The organism is Thermostichus sp. MS-CIW-23 (assembly GCF_054059455.1).
This window is the reverse complement of record NZ_JBSSCC010000005.1, coordinates 92,956-113,710: the sequence shown is the minus strand read 5'-3', so window position 1 is coordinate 113,710 and position 20,755 is coordinate 92,956. Positions and strand designations below refer to the sequence as shown.

The 20,755-nt window shown below is 60.2% G+C and carries 19 protein-coding genes, 1 tRNA gene and 1 other RNA gene; 7 read left to right on the top strand and 14 right to left on the bottom strand.

The window, feature by feature from the left end; all coding sequences use genetic code 11:
* Positions 1-6: 6 nt before the first annotated feature.
* From ACVW0B_RS03440 to ACVW0B_RS03430, 3 genes are all read right to left on the bottom strand, one after another.
* The gene (locus ACVW0B_RS03440; RefSeq protein ID WP_457490952.1) at positions 7-1,257 is read right to left on the bottom strand and encodes a DUF815 domain-containing protein; all 1,251 of its coding nucleotides are present in this window, start codon (positions 1,255-1,257) and stop codon (positions 7-9) included.
* A gap of 90 nt (positions 1,258-1,347) precedes the next feature.
* On the bottom strand, positions 1,348-1,638 hold the full coding sequence (locus tag ACVW0B_RS03435; protein WP_011433810.1) for a hypothetical protein: 291 nt from the start codon (positions 1,636-1,638) through the stop codon (positions 1,348-1,350).
* Positions 1,639-1,703: 65 nt separating this feature from the next.
* The gene (locus ACVW0B_RS03430; protein ID WP_457490951.1) at positions 1,704-3,575 is read right to left on the bottom strand and encodes an FAD-dependent oxidoreductase; all 1,872 of its coding nucleotides are present in this window, start codon (positions 3,573-3,575) and stop codon (positions 1,704-1,706) included.
* A gap of 87 nt (positions 3,576-3,662) precedes the next feature.
* On the opposite strand from ACVW0B_RS03430, the gene metG reads away from it, so the two are divergent.
* Positions 3,663-5,219 carry a methionine--tRNA ligase gene (gene metG / locus ACVW0B_RS03425; RefSeq protein WP_457490961.1) on the top strand — a complete coding sequence of 519 codons (1,557 nt, stop codon included), beginning with the start codon at positions 3,663-3,665 and terminating at the stop codon, positions 5,217-5,219.
* On the opposite strand, the gene ACVW0B_RS03420 is transcribed toward metG, so the two are convergent.
* The 4 genes from ACVW0B_RS03420 to ACVW0B_RS03405 all read right to left on the bottom strand — a co-directional run bounded on the left by ACVW0B_RS03420 (position 5,216) and on the right by ACVW0B_RS03405 (position 9,947).
* Positions 5,216-5,764 (bottom strand): hypothetical protein, encoded by a 549-nt coding sequence (locus ACVW0B_RS03420; protein ID WP_011433807.1) that lies wholly within the window; start codon positions 5,762-5,764, stop codon positions 5,216-5,218. The two genes, metG and ACVW0B_RS03420, sit on opposite strands and share 4 nt — an antisense overlap.
* On the bottom strand, positions 5,761-6,132 hold the full coding sequence (locus ACVW0B_RS03415; protein WP_011433806.1) for a YtxH domain-containing protein: 372 nt from the start codon (positions 6,130-6,132) through the stop codon (positions 5,761-5,763). Before ACVW0B_RS03415 ends, ACVW0B_RS03420 begins: the two co-directional genes overlap by 4 nt.
* Positions 6,133-6,231: 99 nt before the next feature.
* Positions 6,232-8,670 (bottom strand): primosomal protein N', encoded by a 2,439-nt coding sequence (priA, locus tag ACVW0B_RS03410; RefSeq protein ID WP_457490950.1) that lies wholly within the window; start codon positions 8,668-8,670, stop codon positions 6,232-6,234.
* A gap of 8 nt (positions 8,671-8,678) precedes the next feature.
* On the bottom strand, positions 8,679-9,947 hold the full coding sequence (locus ACVW0B_RS03405; protein WP_457398004.1) for a hypothetical protein: 1,269 nt from the start codon (positions 9,945-9,947) through the stop codon (positions 8,679-8,681).
* A gap of 685 nt (positions 9,948-10,632) precedes the next feature.
* Between ACVW0B_RS03405 and ACVW0B_RS03400 the strand changes: the two genes are divergently transcribed.
* Entirely contained in the window at positions 10,633-12,186 is a 1,554-nt protein-coding gene (locus ACVW0B_RS03400) for a TolC family protein (RefSeq protein ID WP_457490949.1), read from the top strand.
* A gap of 158 nt (positions 12,187-12,344) precedes the next feature.
* Here ACVW0B_RS03400 and atpC read toward each other — a convergent pair whose 3' ends face one another.
* Positions 12,345-12,758, bottom strand: coding sequence for an ATP synthase F1 subunit epsilon (gene atpC, locus ACVW0B_RS03395; protein WP_011433800.1), 414 nt, complete (start codon positions 12,756-12,758; stop codon positions 12,345-12,347).
* Positions 12,759-13,062: 304 nt separating this feature from the next.
* Between atpC and ACVW0B_RS03390 the strand changes: the two genes are divergently transcribed.
* A complete protein-coding gene (locus ACVW0B_RS03390; RefSeq protein WP_414342684.1) occupies positions 13,063-13,701 on the top strand; it encodes a Crp/Fnr family transcriptional regulator in 639 nt (212 codons plus the stop codon).
* 80 nt (positions 13,702-13,781) lie between these two features.
* Here the strand turns inward: ACVW0B_RS03390 and ssrA are convergent.
* Positions 13,782-14,183: a transfer-messenger RNA gene (ssrA, locus tag ACVW0B_RS03385) on the bottom strand.
* 100 nt (positions 14,184-14,283) lie between these two features.
* On the opposite strand from ssrA, the gene ACVW0B_RS03380 reads away from it, so the two are divergent.
* Positions 14,284-14,355: transfer RNA gene (locus ACVW0B_RS03380), tRNA-Lys, on the top strand.
* Between the two features lie 2 nt (positions 14,356-14,357).
* On the opposite strand, the gene gatC is transcribed toward ACVW0B_RS03380, so the two are convergent.
* The 3 genes from gatC to ACVW0B_RS03365 form a co-directional block, all read right to left on the bottom strand.
* The gene (gatC, locus tag ACVW0B_RS03375) at positions 14,358-14,651 is read right to left on the bottom strand and encodes an Asp-tRNA(Asn)/Glu-tRNA(Gln) amidotransferase subunit GatC (protein WP_414400282.1); all 294 of its coding nucleotides are present in this window, start codon (positions 14,649-14,651) and stop codon (positions 14,358-14,360) included.
* A 97-nt stretch (positions 14,652-14,748) separates the two neighbouring features.
* Positions 14,749-15,270, bottom strand: coding sequence for a photosystem I assembly protein Ycf3 (locus tag ACVW0B_RS03370; protein ID WP_414350803.1), 522 nt, complete (start codon positions 15,268-15,270; stop codon positions 14,749-14,751).
* A gap of 173 nt (positions 15,271-15,443) precedes the next feature.
* Complete coding sequence (locus ACVW0B_RS03365) at positions 15,444-15,728, bottom strand: chlororespiratory reduction protein 7 (protein ID WP_414375195.1); 285 nt, start codon at positions 15,726-15,728, stop codon at positions 15,444-15,446.
* Between the two features lie 123 nt (positions 15,729-15,851).
* On the opposite strand from ACVW0B_RS03365, the gene trpS reads away from it, so the two are divergent.
* On the top strand, positions 15,852-16,847 hold the full coding sequence (trpS, locus tag ACVW0B_RS03360; protein ID WP_414375193.1) for a tryptophan--tRNA ligase: 996 nt from the start codon (positions 15,852-15,854) through the stop codon (positions 16,845-16,847).
* Between the two features lie 22 nt (positions 16,848-16,869).
* Here the strand turns inward: trpS and ACVW0B_RS03355 are convergent, their stop codons facing one another.
* Positions 16,870-17,886: a DMT family transporter gene (locus ACVW0B_RS03355; RefSeq protein WP_414399901.1), complete on the bottom strand. Its 1,017-nt coding sequence runs from the start codon at positions 17,884-17,886 to the stop codon at positions 16,870-16,872.
* Between the two features lie 77 nt (positions 17,887-17,963).
* On the opposite strand from ACVW0B_RS03355, the gene truB reads away from it, so the two are divergent.
* Together truB and apcB are read left to right on the top strand one after the other, a co-directional pair.
* Complete coding sequence (gene truB / locus ACVW0B_RS03350; RefSeq protein ID WP_457465677.1) at positions 17,964-18,881, top strand: tRNA pseudouridine(55) synthase TruB; 918 nt, start codon at positions 17,964-17,966, stop codon at positions 18,879-18,881.
* Between the two features lie 239 nt (positions 18,882-19,120).
* Entirely contained in the window at positions 19,121-19,624 is a 504-nt protein-coding gene (gene apcB / locus ACVW0B_RS03345) for an allophycocyanin subunit beta (protein ID WP_011433791.1), read from the top strand.
* Between the two features lie 22 nt (positions 19,625-19,646).
* On the opposite strand, the gene ACVW0B_RS03340 is transcribed toward apcB, so the two are convergent.
* Complete coding sequence (locus tag ACVW0B_RS03340; RefSeq protein WP_457465679.1) at positions 19,647-20,411, bottom strand: TIGR03943 family putative permease subunit; 765 nt, start codon at positions 20,409-20,411, stop codon at positions 19,647-19,649.
* Positions 20,412-20,755 lie beyond the last annotated feature (344 nt).

Sequence of the window (20,755 nt, the reverse complement as noted above, 5' to 3'; positions counted from 1 at the left end):
TCGCTTCTATAGTCCATCGCTGTCCTTCACCAGCCCTGCCCGAACGGCATCCAAGAACTGGCGGGCAGTGCGACCGGAAAAGCCGTTTTGCTGTTGGGCCCAGATTAAGGCCTGGCGGCGCAGGGCATCCAGAGATTGGGTGAAACCCAGCCGCTGGGCCAAGTGTTCTACGGTTGCCAGGTAATCTCCCTGGGTGAAGGGGGTGAAGGTGAGGGTGAGGCCGAAGCGATCCCGCAGCGACAGCTTTTCCTGGACCGTATCCCAGGCGTGGACTTCTTGATCTTGGGGATTGGGACGGTCGCCGAAAAACTCGCGGATGAGATGGCGGCGGTTGCTGGTGGCATAAAGGCGCACGTTGGGGGGCGGCGCAACGAGATCCCCCTCCAGGAGCACCTTGAGCTGCTTAAACTCGGTTTCCTCTGCCTCAAAGGAGAGATCGTCCACAAACAAGATGAAAGGCAACACCTGCGCCCGCAGCTCTGCCAAAATCTCCGGCAACTGAACCAAGTCAGTTCGTCGCAGCTCCAATAGGCGCAACCCCTGCGGGCCGTAGCGGCGCAACAACGCCTTCACCAGGGAAGACTTGCCCGTACCCCGCGCCCCGTAGAGCAACACATGCAAAGCCGGATCTCCCCGCAGCAGCGCTTCGGTGTTGGCCGCCAACTGCTGTTTCTGCCGTTCGTAGCCGTAGATCTCCTCCCAGTCAGACAGATCGGGAGCAGGGATCCCTTCTAGCCCTGCTGGCCCCCAGCGAAAGGCCCAGTAGCGACCACAGAGCCCTACCCCCCTTTGGCGATAGTGGGCAATCAAGTCCTCCAGGCTCAGGCCCCAATCGGCAAAAGAGCGGGGATCCCAGCCAGCGCTATCGGTTTCCCCATCGGGCCAGGGGATCCCCAACCCCAACGCCTGCATCTGCTCGGCAATGGTCTCCTGACTGTCCGCTAGGGTTTGCAGACAGCGCAGGTCGTGGCGGGCAGCCTGCATCAGAGGCTCTGGGATCCCTTGGGATCGCAGCGCCGCGCGGGAAAAGGGGTTATCTGCCCAGCGGATCTCCCGGATCAGCCATTGCCGCCAGCTCAGGCCCTGCCGGGCCAAAAGCTCAAACCAGCGCCCGTAGGCCGCCCAGCACGGCAGGGGATCCCCACTCATCAACTGCTGGATTAGCTCCTGCCAGGCTAGGGCTAGGGGGTGGGTGCAGATGTCCCGGAATACCAGCAGCTTGGCCGCTGCTTCTGCTGCTTCTTGGAGGGGGGTCATCGCTTGAAGCCGCTCTAACTTGGCGTTGCTTATCCGCTCCCTAGGGGAGGAGACTGGGGGTAGTTGCGTTAACAACACGGAGCGCTTGAGTTACCTGGCATTGTCCCGCCGGCCCAGTTCATAGAGGCCTCCGCCGACGCAGGCGATCAGGCCGCAGGAGACGGCCCAGCTTTTGCCCAAGGAGATCTCCGTCAGGGCTACCACCAAGCCTGCTGCCAGCAAAAAGGGAAGGGTGCTCAGCAAGGAAGCCAAAGCTCCACTGGGATCCCATAGCAATTGCTTTTCCCAGCTCTCCTGCAGCTTTTGATGCAGCGGCGAAAACCCCCACATTAGCCCTAAGCCCCACAGAGCCGTGGCGGCCCATAAAGAGGGGCGAAGCATCTCCCAGCCCACAAGTCCAACCCCAACGGGATCCACCGGTCAACTCCCAACCCTGCCTTTCTAGGCTAGCGGGATTGGGCCCAATCGGTGGCGGTAATGGTGGTGCCAGGAAATTGAATGGGGTTGCCCAAGCTCTGGATTTGGGCCTGGAGAGCCGGCAACAGCCGCAAATCCAAAAGCGGCTCCTCCACGATCTCTGCCGGGATCAGATCCCGCTCCAGGGCAAAGTGGGCCGTGTGGCCGGCGGCGGTGCCAATGGCCCATTCCACCGGATGCACCCGGTAGGAGGCACTGGCAATGCGGCTGGTGGCGATATTTTTGTTGCCGGCTAGCAGATTGTCAATGCGCTGGGGGATCAGAGCCCGCAGGGGGATCTGGTAAGGGTAGCTGGGGGCCTGCGCGTCTTTGTTGTTGCTGGGGGGCAGGGAAAAACCCGGCAGCAGGCAATCGTGAAAGTCGATGGGGTACTGGCCCACCCCCACCGAGTCGTAGAAGATGAAGGGCCGCCCGCGGTTTAGCTCCGATTCCCGTGTGGTGATGTCCGACTCGTAGATGGTAAATCCTTCTGGGTAGGAGAGGCTGGGCCGACCAATGATGCGCCGCGACTCGCGGATATAAGGGTACTTGGAGAGGCCGCTGGCAGTTCCCATGGGGGTATTGGGCCCCCGTAGGTAGGCATAGCGCAAGTAGAAGTCTTTTTGAAAGTTGGGATCCTCCTGCTGCAGGAGAAAATCCGTCCTTCCCGCCACCAGCCAGTAGAAAAAGCCCTTAGCATGCTGCTCAGCTCGCCGCAGGGCTTCCACCCGCAAGCCCCCCATCCAGCCGCCCGGCTGCAGTTGGCCTGAGGCCTGCAGTTGCTCGTGGGTAAGGATGAGGTTCATCTCCGGCCCTGTGATGCGCCAGTCGTTGCCCCAAGTCCAGTTTTGCATTGACTGATCCCCCACCCGAATGGCCTCTTCCCCAAAGCCGAACACCTGCCCCCGGATGCGGCGGTAGGTGAAGATCAGCGCAAAGTTGAAGCGAGGGTGTTCGTAACTGTAGTAGGGGCCGTGCAGGGGATCGTTGTAGAACTCCGGCTTGACCGGCACCTGCGGCACAGCAGAGCGCTCCAGGACAAAGGTGTAGGTGAAGCCCTGGGTACAGTAGGGATCCACGTAGGGCTTGGAGCTGGGTTCCCAGCGGCTTTGGCCATCAGTTCCCAGGCGGTAGGGCACCCGCGCCAAGGGCAGCAGCTCGCCGGTTTCAGTAGCGTCGATCACCACCCAGGGCAGGGTTTTGTCTTGGCGTTCTGGCGGCGGCTCAAAGCGCAGGATCTCCTTGTCCCAGTCCTCGGTGGGTTCTAGACGATAAAAATCGAGAAAGTAGCTGGAGAGATCCCCTCGATTCTCTGGCTGGACGCCGGCGTGTTTGGGGATGTTGCGGATGGCCTGCACGCTGCGGATTTGGTAATCCGCAATCTCCAAGTCTTTGACCACCGTCTCCGTAAATAGCCGCAACTGCCCCGACTGCAGATAGGGATCCAACATCTCCCGGATAACCTGATGGCCCACCTGAGGGGAAAAGCAGAGCACGCTCACCCAGCATTTGCCCGGATTGGGATCCCCGCCGTATTTTTCCCGTACCCGCCGGCGAAACTCGCTGTAGCCTTTGGGGAAGATGTCATTTTCTCGCTGCAGGGGTCGCTCGTCCAAAGCGGAGACTCCCTGGGCGCTCACCTGCCCCCCGATCCAATCGCTGATCTCCGTCATGCACACCTGCCGGCCCAGTTGCAGCGCGTCATAGGCCGCCGCCACCCCCCCCAGCCCACCCCCCGCGATGAAAATCTCACAGGGGATGCGGGTTTCCGGCAAGGGCTGGGCCAGAGCCGCTCCGGCGCCCAGGATCCCTGCTCCCAAGGCTACCCTGCTCCACCCCGGAAGGTTGACCTGAAGTTTCATCGAATGACCTCTCCACACCCACGCTACAGCTTGGCCTTTTGGACTTTCCCGCAACCTCTATCATGGGAGAAAGCCTTGGGGATGCTCATGCCGGATTCCACCTTTGTCATCACCACCCCCATCTACTACGTCAACGCCGCTCCCCACATCGGCAGCGCCTACACCACCCTGGTGGCGGATGCCATTGCCCGTTACCATCGCCTGCGGGGCAAGGATGTGCTGATGGTGACGGGAACCGACGAGCACGGCCAGAAGATCCAGCGTACCGCCGAAGAACGGGGCGTTCCGCCGCAGCAGCACTGTGACGAGATTGCGGCTCAGTTTGCCCAGCTTTGGCAGTTGCTAGACATCCGCTACGACCGCTTTATCCGCACCACCAACCCTCGCCACAAAGCCATTGTGCGGGAGTTTTTTCAGCGGGTTTGGGATCAGGGAGATATTTTCATTGGCCGGCAGCAGGGTTGGTACTGTGTGGCCTGCGAAGAGTTCAAAGACGAGGCCGAGCTGCTGGAGGGAGGATTTTGCCCCCTGCACCCCACCAAGACAGTGGAGTGGAAAGATGAAGAAAACTACTTTTTTCGCCTCTCCCGCTACCAGGAAAAGCTGGAAGCCCTCTATGCCGAGCAGCCGGAGTTTATCCAACCAGAAAGCCGCCGCAATGAGGTGATCAACTTTGTCAAGCAGGGCCTGCGGGATTTTTCCATTTCTCGCCCCAGCGTCTCCTGGGGGATCCCTTTTCCGGCGGATCCCGGCCAAACCCTTTATGTTTGGTTTGATGCCCTCATCAACTACATCAGTGCTGCTTTGGATCCTGACGACGAGCCCACCTTGGCAAATGCCCTACGCCGCTACTGGCCTGCGGATGTCCACCTGGTGGGCAAGGATATTGTCCGCTTCCACGCCATTTACTGGCCGGCCATGCTCATGTCCGCAGGTCTGCCTCTGCCCAAACAAATCTTTGGCCACGGCTTTCTCACCAAAGATGGCCTCAAGATGAGCAAAAGCTTGGGGAACACGGTGGATCCCTTTGAGCTGGTGCAGCAATACGGCGCCGATGCCGTGCGCTACTACTTTCTGACGGAAATCGAGCTGGGCAAGGATGGCGATTTCAGCGAGGGCCGCTTCGTTGACGTGCTCAACGCCGATCTGGCCAACGATCTGGGCAATCTGCTCAACCGCACCCTCAACATGCTCAGGAAATATCAATCCGACTACCGCGTTCCCGCCGTCGGGATCCCTGCAGATCACCCCCTCAAAACCCTGGCCGAGCGCCTTGCCCCGGCAGTGGCCGACGCCTACGAGCGGCTGGATCCCAGCTCTGCTGCCCGCAAAGCCCTCAGCTTAGCCCAGGCCAGCAACAAATACCTTGATGAGCAGGCTCCTTGGACGCTGCACAAGCAAGGGCAAAACGAACGGGTGGCCCAGATTCTCTACGCCGTTTTGGAAAGTGTGCGCTGGGTGGCAGTCCTGCTCTCCCCCCTCATTCCCGCTCTCAGCCTCAAGATCCTGCAGCAACTGGGGTTCTCCCTCACCGACACCCTGCAACTGCGCTGGGATCCCGATGCGACTTGGGGCCAGCTTCCCCCCGGGCAAGAGCCCCAGCCTCCTACGCCTGTCTTTCAGAAGATCCTGAGGAACGCCTAGGGATTGGCGATGTCCGGTCGGGAAGATTGGGCAGCGGCTTGGGATCCCTCTGGTGTGGCTCCGCCGGCAAAAGGGCGGTCACCTCCCAGGGGAAGTGTTGATGAAGCAGCGGAGAAAGAACGGTTGGATGGGTCGGATGGGCGCAGCCGCGGGTTGTGAATCGCGCCAGTGGTGGGGGGCACTTCGCCGGACAGCGTCTGCCAGGCTGCCCGTACCCCTGCCCAAAAGCTGCGGATATTGACTTGGGCGCCCTGGGCTTGGGTGCGTGCTCCTTCGATGGAGCGGTTGACCTGCTTCACCACTTGCCCAGCCCCTTTCACCCCTTCGTCGAGGCTGTCGGCAATCTCGCTCACTTCCAGGCTGGTCAGGCGCAGGGCCTCCAGCGTGGGCGGCAATTCCCGCAGCAGCGTGTCGAAAAAGCGCTCCACGCTCTGGGCAGCTCGACCCAGTTGAATGACGGCAGGTAGTAGGGTCAGGATCACTGCCAAAATGCCCACTGCTACCAGGCCTACCGAGAGGCCGAGCCAAAAGACCGGGTCGTTCATCCCGCCGCCTCCTCCCCATCCCGAGCTTCTAGGTCAGCTTCTTCCCCGCCAAAGGGACGCGAGTTCTGGGCTTGGAGCAGCTCCCTTCGCTTCTGCAACATGGCTTCTTTGCCCACCGCCACTGCCTGCTGCAGCCGCAGCAGAGCCTCATCCAAACTGCGTTGGGCAGCGTCGAACAACTTTTCCGATTGATATTGCAGACTGCTGGTCACATCTTCTGCCACCTCTGGCAGGGCCTCTGCCGATTTCTTCAGCAGTCGCCGCGTTTCCCGTCCGCTGCGGGGAGCCAAGAGCAGGCCGATGGCGGTGCCCACAGCAGTTCCCAGCAACAGCCCACCGATAAACGCACCAGTCCGGTTTTCAGCCATGCTTTGCCAGAGTTGAGTTGGATACGGGTGGCCCCGAAACTAGACTACCTTAAGATCTCGCGGGATCGGCGGGCTTGCCGCGCGCCGGGTCAACTGTTCCTAGAGAATCCGCAGGGGATCCACATCCAGGCTGACGCGGATCCCTTGGGGGGGATGGCCAATTGCGGCCTGGATCTGCGCAGCCAGCTTCGGGCGATCCCAATCTTGGTCGGGCAGTTGCTTCAGCAGGATCTGCCAGCGGTAGCGTCCGGCAACCCGCTCCACCTGGGCCGGCCCCGGCCCCAACACCTCTGCTGGGATCCCCTGTAGGCGTTCGGCCACCCGATGGCAGTAGCGCTCCAGGGCTTCCAGGCGGGTGCTGCTCAAGCGGATCAAAATCAAGGCTCGATGGGGAGGATAGCCCCCCTCTTGCCGTTGTTGCAGTTCTGCCCGCAAGAAGCCCTCGTAATCTTGGGCCAGCACCGCCCTCAAAATCGGGTGCTCCGGCAGATAGGTCTGGATAATCGCCTGTCCTGGCAGGGATCCCCGGCCCGAGCGCCCTGCCACCTGGGTGAGCAGTTGAAAGCTGCGCTCGCCGGCGCGATAGTCGGCTTGGTGCAACAGCCCATCGGCGGCCATCACGCCCACCAAGGTTACCTGGGGTATGTCCAGCCCTTTGGTGAGCATTTGCGTGCCCACCAGCACCTGGGCCTTGCCGCTGCGAAACTGCTCCAGCAAATCGCGATGGGATCCCTTGCGGCGGGTGGCGTCGCTGTCGTAGCGCAAAATCGAGAGCTGGGGCCAATGCTGGTGCAGCACTTCCACCACTTTTTGGGTGCCGGTGCCGAAGTGCTTCAGGTAGGGGGATCCACAGGCGGGGCAGCGCTGCGGATGGGGTTGGCGGGCGCCGCAGTAGTGGCAGCGCAGTTCTTGTCCGCCAAGATGGGCCAGGTGAAAGGTGAGAGAAACATCACAGTGCTCGCAGGTGAGGACAAACCCGCAGCTCCGGCACAAGACGAAGGTGCTGTGGCCGCGGCGGGGGACAAAGAGAATGGCCTGTTCCCCTCTGTCCAGCGTCTGCTGCAGGGCCTGGTGTAGACGGCAGCTGAGGATGCTGCGGTTGCCGGCTTGGAGCTCCTGGCGCATGTCCACCAGCTCCAGTTGGGGCAGGGTGGCCGGGATCCCAGCTTGGGGGATGCGCTGCGGCAGGGCCAGCCGGATCCACCGCTGCGGATCCTGCAGATGGGCGGCATAGGTTTCCACTGCTGGGGTTGCACTGCCCAGGACCAGGGGACAACCGGCCAGCTCGGCCCGCCACTCGGCCACCTGACGGGCGTGGTAGCAGGGCTGGGGCTGATCCTGCTTGAAGCTGTCGTCGTGCTCTTCGTCCAAGACGATCAGGCCCAGCTTGGACAAGGGGGCAAACACCGCCGAGCGGGTGCCGATCACCACTTGGGGGGTGGAGGACAGCATCTGCCGCCAGGTGTCGTAGCGCTCGCCTTCCGAGAGGCCGCTGTGGTAGGCCCACACCTGGGATCCCAGCCGCGCCCGAAACCGATCCATCAGTTGCGGGGTAAGGCCGATCTCGGGCACCAGCACCAGCGCCGACCGTCCTTGCTGCAGCACCTGGGCGATCACCTGCAGGTACACTTCCGTTTTCCCAGAACCGGTGACCCCGTGCAGTAAAAACCGCTGGAACCGGCCCAAAGCTTGCCGGATCGCCTCTACCGCCTGGGCCTGGGCGGCCGTCAAGGGCCTGGGCGGATCCCGCCACCCCGGCAGGCTGGCATCTCCCAGCCGCAGCAGTGGGCGCTCGTAGAGGTGGACACGGCCTTTGCGGGCCAACCCCTGCAGAACCGCTCGGCTCACTCCTGCCAGGCGCTCCCACTCGGCGAGCAGCAGCTCTCCCCCCTTCTGCTTGAGGATCTGCAGCGCCTTCTGCTGAGGGAGGCTCAGCCCCTCTGGGGAGTCGTCGGCCAGACTGGCGGCCAGCTGGGTTTTCACCCTGCCCCCCTGTTGCTCCTGCCAAAAGCTCTCCACCCAACCCCGTCGCTGCAGTTCCCGCAGGGCGAGGGCGGCAGTGGGCACCTGCTGTTGCACATAGCGCCAAGACAGCTCTCCCCCTTTGGCCTGAAGCAGCTGCAGCAGGGTTTGGGCAGCCGGCGAACATTCCTCCCCTTCGGCAGGGAGCCTGAGCAAGCGGACACGCCGCTGAGAACGGCTGAGCAAGCCGGGGGGCAATACCGTGCGCACCACCTGGGCCAGAGGGGTGAGGTAATAGTCGGCCACCCGCTGCAGCAGGGGCCAGAACTCCTTGGGCAGGATCCCTTTGGCCACCACCGCCTCGATCTCCCGCACCGACTGCGGATCCACCCCTGCCGGCAGCTCGGAGCGCCAACCCAAGGCCACTGCCCCCGCCATTTGCTGACCAAAGGGTACGCTGAGCAGGTCGCCCGCTTCTGGCGCGGATCCCTCTGGCACCCGATAGGTAAAGCAGCCCCCCAACTGGGGATGATCCACCCACACCTCCAGCCAGCGGGGAGGAACAGGCTGCAACACGGGATCCCTCACGGACGGGGCAGAAACCTCGGCAGATCGACCGCCCGCTTGCTTGCCCGAGACGGTAGAGGTTGGGCCAGGGGCTGAATTGTAGGCTTGGCAGCAGGGGTTGGAGACAGAGCCTGGCCAAGGGACTCTGTTCGCGTGAGGGCGCTGGAGGTATCGGCCCGAGGTGGGACATCCAAGCCTTTGCGTTCCAAAGCCGCCTTCAAGCTCAGCACATGCATCTGCTGCTGCTCGTATTTTTCTCGGAGAGAGCGGTTTTCTTCCCACAGGGCAGCACGCTCCCCTTGCAGGGCTTTGATCTGCTCTGCTTGCTTCTCCAGTTGCGTGGACAAGGTTGCAATTTCTTCTTGCAGATGGAGAATGGTTGCCTGCGCAGAGCGCAACTGTGGCTGCCAGTCGGGTTGGGCGGCCAACTGCTCCAAGGCAGCCTGCAACTGCCGCTCCATGGCGGAGAGATGCTGCTGGGCTTGGGCGTACTGTTCCTGCAGATGGCGGTGCTCTTGCTGCCAACGGGCAACTTCTGCTTGGGCTTGGGAGAGGGCCACTTGCAGCGCTTCGGCCTGGGCTTGCCACTGCTGTTGAAGCTGCTGCTGCTCCCGGGATCCCTGGCGCAGATGCTCCTGCTGAGCTTGCAAAGCCGCCAATTGAGCTTGGGCTTCGGCCAGGGCTGCTTCTAGCTCTTGCCGTTGTTCCCGCCAGCGCTGCTCGGCCTCGGCTTCCGTCTCGGCATAGCCCGCCAAACGGGCCTCGAGGTGTTCCCGTTGCTCCTGCCAGGCTGCCTGTTGGTCGCTGTACAAAGCCCGCAGGCTGCTCAGCTCCGCCTGAGTTTCGGCAATTTGAGTGCGGGCCAGAGAAAGCTCTGCCTTAAAGCGTTGCAGCATTTCCACCCGCTTTTCCGCCACATCCTGGGCTTCCAGCAGAGAGGCCTGCAGCTCCTGCTGGCGCTGTTCCCATTGACGGCGCTCCTGAGCGTGGGCCAAGCGTAGCTGCTCAATCTGCTCCTGCAGGGCCTCGATATCCTGCCGCTGCCGTTCATTTAAGCGTTGCCGAGCAGCAAGCTGAGCTTCCTGATCCGAGATCTGGACTTTCTGAGCCGCCAAAGTCTGCTGCAACTGTTGCAAGAGATGCTCCCGCTCCTGCAGCGCCTTCTCTTGTTCGGCCACCTTCTGGTGCAAAGCCTGCAGTTGTTCCTGAAGAACTCGCCGCTCTTGGAGCTCGGCTTCGGCTTTGAGCAGACGGCTCTCCAAGGGCTGTTGCTGCCTCAGGGCCAAATGGCGCTCCGTGCTGGGATCCGGTTCGGATGCTGAACAGCCCGCATGAGTCTCTGAAAGGATGGGATCCGAGTCACCTGAAGAGGGAGCACGCATAGATTGAAGGAGAGATGAAGAAGCGGGAGCAAATGATAAAGTTCCCTGCAGTATAGAGAGATTTTTGGGCGGGTTCAAGCCAGAAGGGTGATCTTGTAAAATCTCCTGCTGCTCCGCACGGCGCGGAGTGCTATCGGCCTGTTTTGGCCGCGCTCTTGCTTCTGAGGTTCCCAAATCCCCGGACTGGGCAGAAGGGCTTGGCTTACTTTTTTTCGGCCGCGAGGCCCGATCCCGACCGGAAGAGGTCTCCCCTTGCTTGGGCGTGCTCTGAGAGTCTGCCACCTTGCCCCCTTTCATCGCCCACAACACCCACCCCCGCCATCACGGACAGATGGCCCCACCATTCTAAACTGAGTCTAAATCTAAATCGACTCGGTCTCAATCCAAGCGTCTCTGCTGAGTGTAGAGGAGTCCCGCCCGTGCTCGGAGCTCCTGGCAGACGCAGGTCGGCCTCATCGTTGCAGGGGCAAATGCGAGGACTCGCTTCCACTGGCCCGAACAGGGCAGCCAGCGAGCCTGCGGAAAACCGTCTTATCTTTGTCCTTCATTTTGCGATACTGCTAGGGGTGATGTTGAGAATGACCGCACGATGGCGATGCAAAATGGAGCCAGGGATCCGCTTCAACTTCCTCAACAGCAGACGGGCTCGGCGGGATCCCAGTTGAACCTTGCCTGTTCTGCCCCCTGTGGCCTACTGTTGAGCCTGCTCTGGGCTGTCCCTGCTCTTGCTCAGCCAGAAGCTCCCAGCTCCGCTGCCTCTGCTCTGCCCAACAGCCGCGAAATCCTCACCCCCCCACCCCCCCCCACCCTATCGATTCTCCCCAACCCTGCTGACTCCACCCCTGCGGCTGACCTGACTCTAAAGGGGGCTTTGACGGCTGAAGAATTGGTGGTGCCCCAATCCCCCTTGCAGGTGCGCATCGAGCGAAGGGAGGGCTTGTCTTTGGAAGAAGCTCTGGAGATCGCCGTTGCCCAGAACCCGGCTGTGCAGCAGGCCAGACTGACTGTCGAGCGGGCCGAGGCCGGGGTAGCTCTAGCTCAAGCTGCCTTTGCTCCCACCCTCTCCAGCCGTGCCAACTACCAGTACAGTGAGGCTCCCTCTCCTGGTGGTGGGCCAAGGCGCGAATCCCACACCCTCTCGGCCAGTGTGGTGCGGGTGGAGTATACCGCTTTTGACAGTGGCCTCAGGGAGCAAAACCTGAAGCTGGCCCAGGAAGCTCTGCGCATCGCCCAACTGCAACTGGAGCAAACGCTGCAGACGGTCAAACAAGCTGTGGCCAACGCCTACTACGATCTGCAAAGCGCGGACGCCAGGGTCGCCATCAGCCAAGCTGCCATTGAAAGTTCCGAAGCCACCCTGCGGGATGCTCAAGCCCGAGAACGGGCCGGGCTGGGTACCCGCTTTGAGATTCTCCAGGCAGAGACGGAATTGGCCAACAATCGACAAACCTTGCTGGCGGCTCAAAACACCCAACAACTGAATCGCCGCCGCCTGGCCGAACTGCTGAATTTTCCCAGCCCCACCGACGTGTTGGCCAGCGACCGCATCGAGCCGATGGGAGAGTGGGATCTCAGCCTGGAAGAGACTATCATTGCTGCCTTTGCCCAACGACAGGAATTGGAGCGCCGACGCCGAGAATTGGAACAGGCCCAAAGCCGTGTGCGCCTAGCACAGGCCCGCAATGGCCCCCGAATTGGCTTATTCGCCAGCCTCGATGCCGTTAACGATTTCAACGCCAGCCGCGATAGCTTTGATGTTGGCTATTCGGTCGGAGCCAATTTCAGCTTGACTTGGTTCGATGGGGGAGAAGCGGCTGCCCAAGCCCGCCAAGCTCAGATCGACGGGCAGGTGGCCGTGAGCGATTTCGTCGGCACCCGCAACGAAATCCAGCGGGAGGTGGAAGAAGCCTTTCTGACCCTCAGCTCCAGCCGTGAACAGATCGACTCGGCCAAAGTGGCAATTGCCTCGGCAGAAGAGAGCCTGCGCTTGGCCCGGCTGCGCCTGCAAGCGGGGGTGGGCACCCAAACGGAGGTGATCAATGCTGAAGCTGCCCTCACCACTGCCCGTGGCAACCTTTCCAATGCTGTAATCGCCTACAATCGCGCCCTGGTACAACTGAAACGGGCCATTGGCAGCCTTTGACTTGAGCCTTTCTCCCTCACTCCCAGCCCTTCTTCCAAAAGGAGAGGGGTGCTATGGATACCGCGACGAAACAGTTCTATTCCAACTTGAGCTGTCGTGACATACTCCCGCACTCATGCTGACGCAAAGCGCTCCGCGCCGCTAGCGCGAAAAGAGGGTCAGCTTCCAGTCTTGCTGCCCATCTCGGCAGCTTGGATCAAGGCCCTGGCTCGCTGTTGATCCAACTTGGCTTGCAAGCGCTCTTGCTTGTCGCTGCTGGTATTCAAAACTTTGCTTGCTTCGTCCAAGAGGGCCTGAGCCGCTGCCTTATCCACTTTTTCACCCCGCTCTGCTCGGTTGACCAGGACGGTTACCTCGTTGTTTTCGACTTCTGCAAATCCGCCCATGACCGCAATGGCCAACCACTTTCCATCGGCTTTGACCCGCATAACGCCATTGCCGATGGCGGTCAAGAGGGGGGCGTGCCCAGTGAGAATGCCCAATTGGCCCGAAGTGGCAGGGAGGATCACTTCCTCGCTGGGGGCATCCCAAACCGTGCGGTCGGGGGTAATCACACGAACCATCAGCGTCACGACAGATCTCCTGAGGGCTTGAACACTTTCGCGTCGGCGGTGCGGAGCACCCTGCTTCCGATCCTACCGGATCCGGATCCCTGCAGCTTTGCCGGGTTCTCCTTTTGTCTCTTCTCTCGAGGCAGCCACACTTAACCTGTGCATAACTTTGCCTTTACCTCAGGCTGGAAGGCAAGCGCTAAGGTGTTGTCGGGAACACTTATCTCTCGCCCCCACCTCAGCATTGACGGCCAGACCATTGCTGTTGGTTTGTAGAAGGGAGCCCAACGACCGGTGCGCCCAGTTTCCCTAGCGGAGCCAGCTTATGCCTGAAGCAATGCCTAGCCATTTTGCTGCCGGCCTGTCCACACGGGAGCGCCAGCTGCTAGAAGACCTCTACCGAAGCCGCAGTTTATCCCCCTACACTCCTGGCCAGGTTATCCCTCTGTTTCCTGATGAATGGGTGATCGTCTGTCGGGGCGTGGTACAGTTGACCACCCTCTATCCCAATGGCGGTGAGGCGTTGTTGGGGTTTGCCGGCCCCTCCATGCCCCTGGGATCCCCTCTGACGATGCTGGATCCCTACCAAGCTAAGGCTTTGACGGCAGTTGATGTGCTGCGGCTGCCGGCAGCAGAGGTGGAAGCCTCAGAGATCCTGAGTCAAGGGCTGCTCAAGCAGGTGGTGCGTCGGCTGCGCCAAACCGAAGCATTGCTCGCCTTGGCCGGACGGCGGCGGGTAGAGGATCGGCTGCGCCAGTTGCTCTCCCTTTTGGCTGTGGAGCTGGGATCCCCGGTTGCAACAGGGGTGCGCCTGCAAGTGCGCCTTACCCACCAGGACTTGGCCAATGCCATCGGCACTACCCGGGTCACCATTACCCGTCTCCTAAACCGCTTTCGCCAGCAGGGCTGGGTTGCGGTGGACAAAAACCGGCACCTTGTCATCAAACTCGCCCACGCTCCGTAAAACCTTTAGAAACTGAGCAGGATCTGCTCCTAGGGCATGGCTGAAAGCTGGCAGTTTTTGGCTCGTAGTTAACTGCTGGGAGATGGAGCTGACGGGAGTCGAACCCGTGTCCGAGATGGGTACTGAGGGATCACTCATTCACAGGTTTAGCCTCTTTGACCCTCGAGGCGGGGATCGCCGTTTGGATCCCAGCGATGGGAGTTCTCCGCCTAATCTTAGTCTCTCCCTCGACGGAGCCAGAGTAGAGAGCTGCACCCGTTGGGGTTGTGATCCGCCCACTTAACGGGGTCGTGAGCAGATCCTCGAGCTCAGAGTAAGTTTTCGGTTACTGAGCCTTAGGCAGCCAAAGCAGCCGCTTTACGAGCAAAGGGTACGACGTTGTTCGCACGTACTTTTTTGAGCCTGGTGGTAACGGGATAAGCTCAATCCCGACCTGCCTCATGAACCCATGTTCGCCACCCCGTCGAAACCGTTACAGCCCCAGGGTTGACTTGAGTCCAGCATAGCAAGATTTTTGGGGATACGGCCAGAACCTTTGCGAATGTGACAGAAGCTTTGCTAATATGACAAAGCTGCAAACTTGGGTCGGTAGCTCAGCGGTAGAGCACTCGGCTTTTAACCGATTGGCCCAGGGTTCGAATCCCTGCCGACCCATGTCAGTCTTCTTCTTCCAAAATGCGGGGCACCTTGAAGAACATGTCAGCTCGATCAGGGGCGTTGGCCAGGATCCCTTCGATATCCGGGTAGGGCTCGACTTCATCGGGGCGAGTGGGCAGTTCCATGTCCAGGACGTGAAAGGTGGGCTCTACCCCCTCCGTGTCCAGCTCCTTCAGTTGCTCCACGTAGGCCAAGATGTCTGCTAGCTGCTCTGTGAACTGGATCTCTTCCTCCTCGGTCAGCTCCAGACGAGCCAAGTGAGCAACATGTTGGACTTCTTCCCGTTTCAGCATCCTCTCCTCCGGCTCCCAGATTATTGACTTGACTTAGCCCAGGGTAGCCGAGATCAACCGTTCGCGTTAACGGAACGGAGTCCTTCTGCAGGAAAGCTCAGTACACCTCCAGGTTGGCGCGCCCGGTGGTTTTCAGCCAGTTTTGGGCCTCGATGTAGTTGTTGGGCGCTATGCGAATGGCCCGAATCCAGTACTGGGCAGCCTCGTTGAACAGGGCCTCTGCTGTTTCCTCATCCCCGGCTTGCAGGCTCAGCTCGCCCTTGTGGTGCAGCAATACGGCAATGTTGTTCAGGGCAGAGCAAAGTCTTGGGTTTAACTCCAGAGCTTGGTGGTAGTGGTCGAGGGCTTTGTCAAGCTCGCCGTTGCTCTGGTAGATCAGGCCCATGTTGTAGAGAATGTAGCTGCGGTCTTCTTCCCCTTGCTCGAGGGCGAGGGCTTCTCTGTAGTTTTCTAGGGCCTCGGCATATTCTCCTTCGCTCTGAGCGGCCATGCCATCCCGGTAGTAGGCAAAGGCTTTCTTTTCCTCGGAACTCACCCCTGGCAGCAGTTTCAGAATTAGATCGGCCATGACGGTGAAGGTCTTGTCAATGAAGTTGTCGTTCTTCATGCTGCGCGGCATGGCTGACCTCTTTTAGAACTTAGAACTCAGGATTTCTTTCTTGCGTTGTATCACGCCCAAGGCGGGATCCGAAACACAACTCCATGAGGGCTCTGTCTCAGGCTACGGCAGGGGAACTGCAACGCTGTCGCGACGAGGCCACAAACGGCCTTGTCAAGGAACTTCCGAGCCTGTTAAGACCGTGTCGAGGAGCGCTTGCTCAGGCGCACAGGATGCCACTGCACGGTTTCGCCGGGGGAAACTTCGATCTCACAGGCGGTGTCGATCAGCCGCTGTGCCTGCGCTTGAGGGGTGGGATAGCGGGCCAGATCTGCATCCACCAAGTGGGGATGTTCCTGCAACAGCCGCACGAGAAACTCCTGCAATTCCTCGGGGCTGAGAAATTGCTCCGGCAAGCCCGGGATCAGCAGCACATAGTGGTTGGCAGCACGCAACAGTTCGGGTTCAGAGTCTGACATGGTGTGCGGTTGGGCATCTTCCTTCCATCATGAACCAACAGGTTGCGCCTCTCTTGATATCCTGAAAAAGACTTTCCTTGCTCTTGTCCTCCGTCTTGTTGGCGTTTGAGATCTGCTTTCCCTATGGCCAAGCCGCGCACCCTCTCTGGCATTCAGCCCTCTGGCGAACTGCATTTGGGCAACTACTTGGGGGCAATTAAAAACTGGGTGGCCGAGCAGGAGCACTACGAGAACTTTTTTTGCATCGTCGATCAACACGCCATCACCGTTCCTCAGGATCCTAAGCTGCTGAGGGAGCGAACCCGTTCGCTGTTTGCCCTTTATTTGGCCTGCGGTCTCAGCCTGGAGCATTGCGTGCTATTCGTCCAGTCCCACGTGCCTGCCCATACGGAGCTGGCCTGGCTGTTCAACACCATCACCCCCATGAACTGGGCGGAGCGCATGATCCAATACAAGGAGAAGAAAGAAAAACAGGGAGAGGAGACCAGCGTTGGCTTGTTCAGCTACCCGATTTTGCAGGCGGCGGATATTTTGCTCTACCAACCCAAGTATGTGCCAGTGGGGGAGGATCAGCGGCAGCATATTGAGCTGTGTCGGGACATCGCTCGCCGCTTCAATGACCGTTTTGGAGAGGTGTTTCTGATCCCGGAGGCCCTGATTCGTCCGGAGGGGGCGCGGGTAATGAGCTTGACCGATGGTACGCGCAAGATGTCCAAGTCGGATCCCTCGGATTTCAGCCGTATCCATCTGCTGGATGACCCAGATACCATCCGCAAGAAGATCCAAAAATGCAAGACCGATCCCATTCGGGGCATTGCCTTTGACGATCCGGCTCGTCCCGAAGCCCACAATTTGTTGACGATTTACATGCTCACCTCCGGCAAAAGCAAGGAGGTGGTGGCGGCTGAGTGTGCCGAGATGGGGTGGGGGCAGTTCAAGCCCCTCCTTGCCGACAGCATCATCGCTGCCCTGGAGCCCATTCAGCAGCGCTACCGGGAACTGTGGAGCAACCCCGACCACCTGCTCGTTCTGATTCGGGAGAATGCCGCTAAGGCCCGGGCCATCGCCGAGCAAACGCTACAAAGGGTGAGAGAGGCCATGGGGTTCTTGCCCCCCTAAGGGATCCCTGCCCAAGCTTTGATCAGTCGGGGTTGCCATCGCGGATCTCGACGGTGCTCAAGGCGCTCACCAGCCAGTCTAAACCCAGCTCCGAGAGGATCCCTTTCCAGCCTAGGCGCAGGCGCTCCTGCCATTCTTGCCGGTGGTTAATCAAATACACGCAGACCAGAGTGATGCCCACTCCCAGCCATTGCAGCCGCGTCAGCGATTCCCCCAGAAAGGTGCTGCCAAACAGCAGGGCAAAGATGGGGGTGAGGAAGGTCAGGGAGCTGAACTCGGTGAGGTTTTCCTGAGAGGCGAAATAGAAGAAGAGGGCATAGGCCAAGGCGCTCCCCATCACCGAAGCGTAGAGGAGGCCCAGCCAGTGGATCCCGCTCAGGTGTTGCCATTGCTGAGTCTCCGTCAGTCCCGACAGCAGGATCAAGGGCAGGCTGCCCAACACCATGTGCCAGCCCGTCGCCAGCACCGGATCCGCCACCTCCGCCACCTTGGGCATCATCACGGTGCCGATGGCCATCGACAGGGAGGCCATCAACATCCAAACGACGCCGGCCCCCAACTGCAGGGATCCCTCGCCGGATAGGCCGATGAGGCCAATGCCGAAAACTCCCAGCCCCAGGCTCAGCCAGCCTAGGGATCCCATCCGCTCGCGGTAAAACCAGGTGGCCATCAAAGCCACCGCCAGCGGCTGCGAGTCAATGAGCACGGATCCCAGGCCTGCCCCTGTCTCTTTCAGCCCTTGGGCCAAAAATCCCTGAAAACAAGTGCCGTCCACTAGCGCAAACGCCAACACCCATAGCCAGCCGCGCAGCCCTCTGGGATGCCAGGCGTGAGAGGCCGCAGAGCCCCGCCCCTGCCAGAGCCGAAAGGCCAGAACCAGGATCCCTGCCGGCAGCAACCGCAGAATGGCAATGAAGAGGGGGGTGGTCTCGGAGAGGGCATCTCGCATCACCACCATCGCCGAGCCCCACAGGAAAAAGGGGGCAATCATCAGGAGGCGTTGCCAGATAGGCTGAAAGAACAGGTCAGACTGAGCCATAGGTGCTTCAAACTTGGAGACGGAAGTTAACCCCATGTTAAGCGCTGGGGCAGCTCAGTTACAAATCTTAACTGTTGATGCATATTATGCCTGGCATGGGATCCCTGGAGGGCTTTCTCAACCTGGACAAGCCGGCGGGGCTCACCTCCCACGACTGTGTGGCAGTGGTGCGGCGGGTCTTGCGCACCCGCAAGGTGGGGCATGGGGGCACCTTGGATCCGGCGGCAACGGGGGTTTTGCCGATTGCGGTGGGACGGGCAACACGCTTTTTGTCGTTTTTGTCGGGGGATAAGGTGTATCAAGCAACCTTCCGATTGGGACAGCGCAGCGACACCGACGATGCCGAAGGGCAGATCCGGGTGGGATCCCCTTGTCCTGGGTTGAGTCGCGAGCAGGTAGAGCAGTGCTTGCGGGAGTTTACCGGCGAGATCTGGCAGGTGCCGCCCCTCTACAGCGCCCTTAAGCGCCAGGGGAAAAAGCTCTACCAGTTGGCCCGTGCCGGCGTGGAGGCTGCGGAACTCCAGTTGGAACCCCGACGGGTGGTCATTCGGCAACTGCGCATCCTGGGCTGGCGAGCCGGAGACTTTCCGGAAGTGGATCTAGAAATTGCCTGTGGCCCCGGCACTTATATCCGTGCCCTTGCCCGCGATGTGGGGGAAAAATTGGGCTGTGGAGGGCTGATGAGCCGGCTGCGACGGCTGCAAAGTGGCCCCTTTCGCATCGCAGAAAGCCTGCCCCTGGAGAAATGGCAGGGATCCGCGGATCCCGCTGCCGCCCTGTTGCCCATCGAGTGGGGATTTGCCGATTGGGGTGCGGTACAGCTCTCTTCCGCCGAAGCGAAGCAGTGGCTGCAGGGTCAGGCCATTCCCCTCGACCGGCCCATTATCGGTGCCCCTACTTTGCGGGTGCTGGATGAGGAGGGCAAGTTTTTGGGCTTGGGGTACGGTCAGGCAGGTCAGCTCAAGCCGCTGCGGGTGTTGTCGCCGGATCCCTAGAGTGTTGCAGAAAGGTTACATTTTTGTAACAACATTGGCCATTGTCTCAGAGGGAAGTGGGAAAGAAACCCCCGCATGCTAAACTTCTGAGGGCGAATGGGAGCCTGAAGCGTTGCCGTTGCCGGGCTCTGGTTCAATTCTCCAGGGCTGACCTTTGGATGTTGTCCGGCAAAATCTCTTCTCATTTTTTCATCTCAAGCTACTTTACAAAATAAAGTCACAAGAATGGAGCTGGGGATATGCGGGATGCCGTAACCACGCTGATCAAAACCTACGACCTGACGGGCCGCTACTTGGATCGGGAGGCAATGGATGCGCTCAAGGCTTTTTACGACTCGGGGCTGCGGCGCATCAAGGCCGTAAACGTGATCAATCTCAACTCAGTGGATATCGTCAAAACGGCTGCTGCGGCCATGTTCGCCCAGGTGCCGGATCTCATTCGTCCGGGAGGCAACGCCTACACCACCCGCCGCTACGCCACCTGTTTGCGGGATATGGACTACTTCTTGCGCTACGCTTCCTACGCGCTGGTGGCTGCCGACAACAGCATTTTGGATGAGCGAGTCTTGGCCGGCTTACGGGAGACCTACAACTCCCTCGGTGTGCCCATCGCCCCGACGGTGATTGGCATTCAAAACATGAAAACCCGCACCCTGGAGCTGCTTGGCTCTGGCGAAGACTACAGCTTTGTGGCCGAGCCCTTCGATTACCTGAGCGCTAAGCTGAGCGAAACCGATATCTAAACCGATATCTAAGCGCCTGCTCTTATTCGTCGGCATAGGGGTTTGGCGGCACCGGTATCGGCTCCACCTGCTCGGCAGCGATTACCAACTGAGATTGGCCATCCCGCTGCTCCACAGCCATGCGCCCCTCCAGACGCAGCCAACTGTCGGCAGTTAACTGTTCTGCCTCTGGCCAGCGCACCGGCAAGCCCACGGGGTAAGCATCGGCAGCACAGCAGCTAACCAAAAACCGAGCAATAACAAAGTGGTCGGGTCGCTCGTCAGGAATGACGAACCCCTGCACCCGCACCGGCTGGTCTTCATAGGTGTAGGGATCCGGGTAAACATCCAAGGTGCGCACCCAGTCCAGCAGAGTTCGCTGACGGGGGTCGAGCTTGGGGCGAAAAGCCTGCGGCTGGCTACGAGATACCCCCAGATAGGGAGATACCCCTCGGTTGAGGGCAGTTTGGCTGGAGAGTGGTCGTGGCTCGACCCAAAACCCCAGCAGTGCTGTCAGGATCAACAGTCCTGCGCCCAGCCGCGGCCCCAGTAGCGAGGAATGGACTTCAGAAGAAGGGACTTTGGCTCCTCGCCAACGGCCAATCCCCAAGCCCAACAGACACAGCCCGGCCAACAGCGCCACATTCACGTAGCCGGGATTGATCAACATCAGCAGGGTGCCCCGCCAGCGATAGACGATCAGCAGGATCCCTAGCAACATCAACCCAACCGCCTCCCAGTAGGCTGTATTGCCCCACCGCAACGGTTTGGACTCCGTCCCGCTGACGCGACCGACAGGCCGAGACATACCCTTGGTTTTCGCGTGCGGTTCCTCTGGATTTTGTTTTTCTCGAAGACGACCAGAACTGCTTTTGGGCATGGGTTGCAGCTTTTTCACACCACTCCGAGCCTAAGTTTAGCAATCCTCGCGGAAGTGCCCACTGCCGGCGTTGGGGAATGCCTGTGCTGCCAATTTCCCAGTCACAGGTATCGGGTTGCCCGAATAAGGCAAGGACTCCGTCCCCCTAACGCGAACAGCAAAACATTTCGTTTGGCTCACGTTCTTTGATTGCCGTCTTTACAGCTTCAGGGATCCCATCATCAATTCAACAAATCCAGCCACAGATAACCTCACATTGATATCCCATTGAT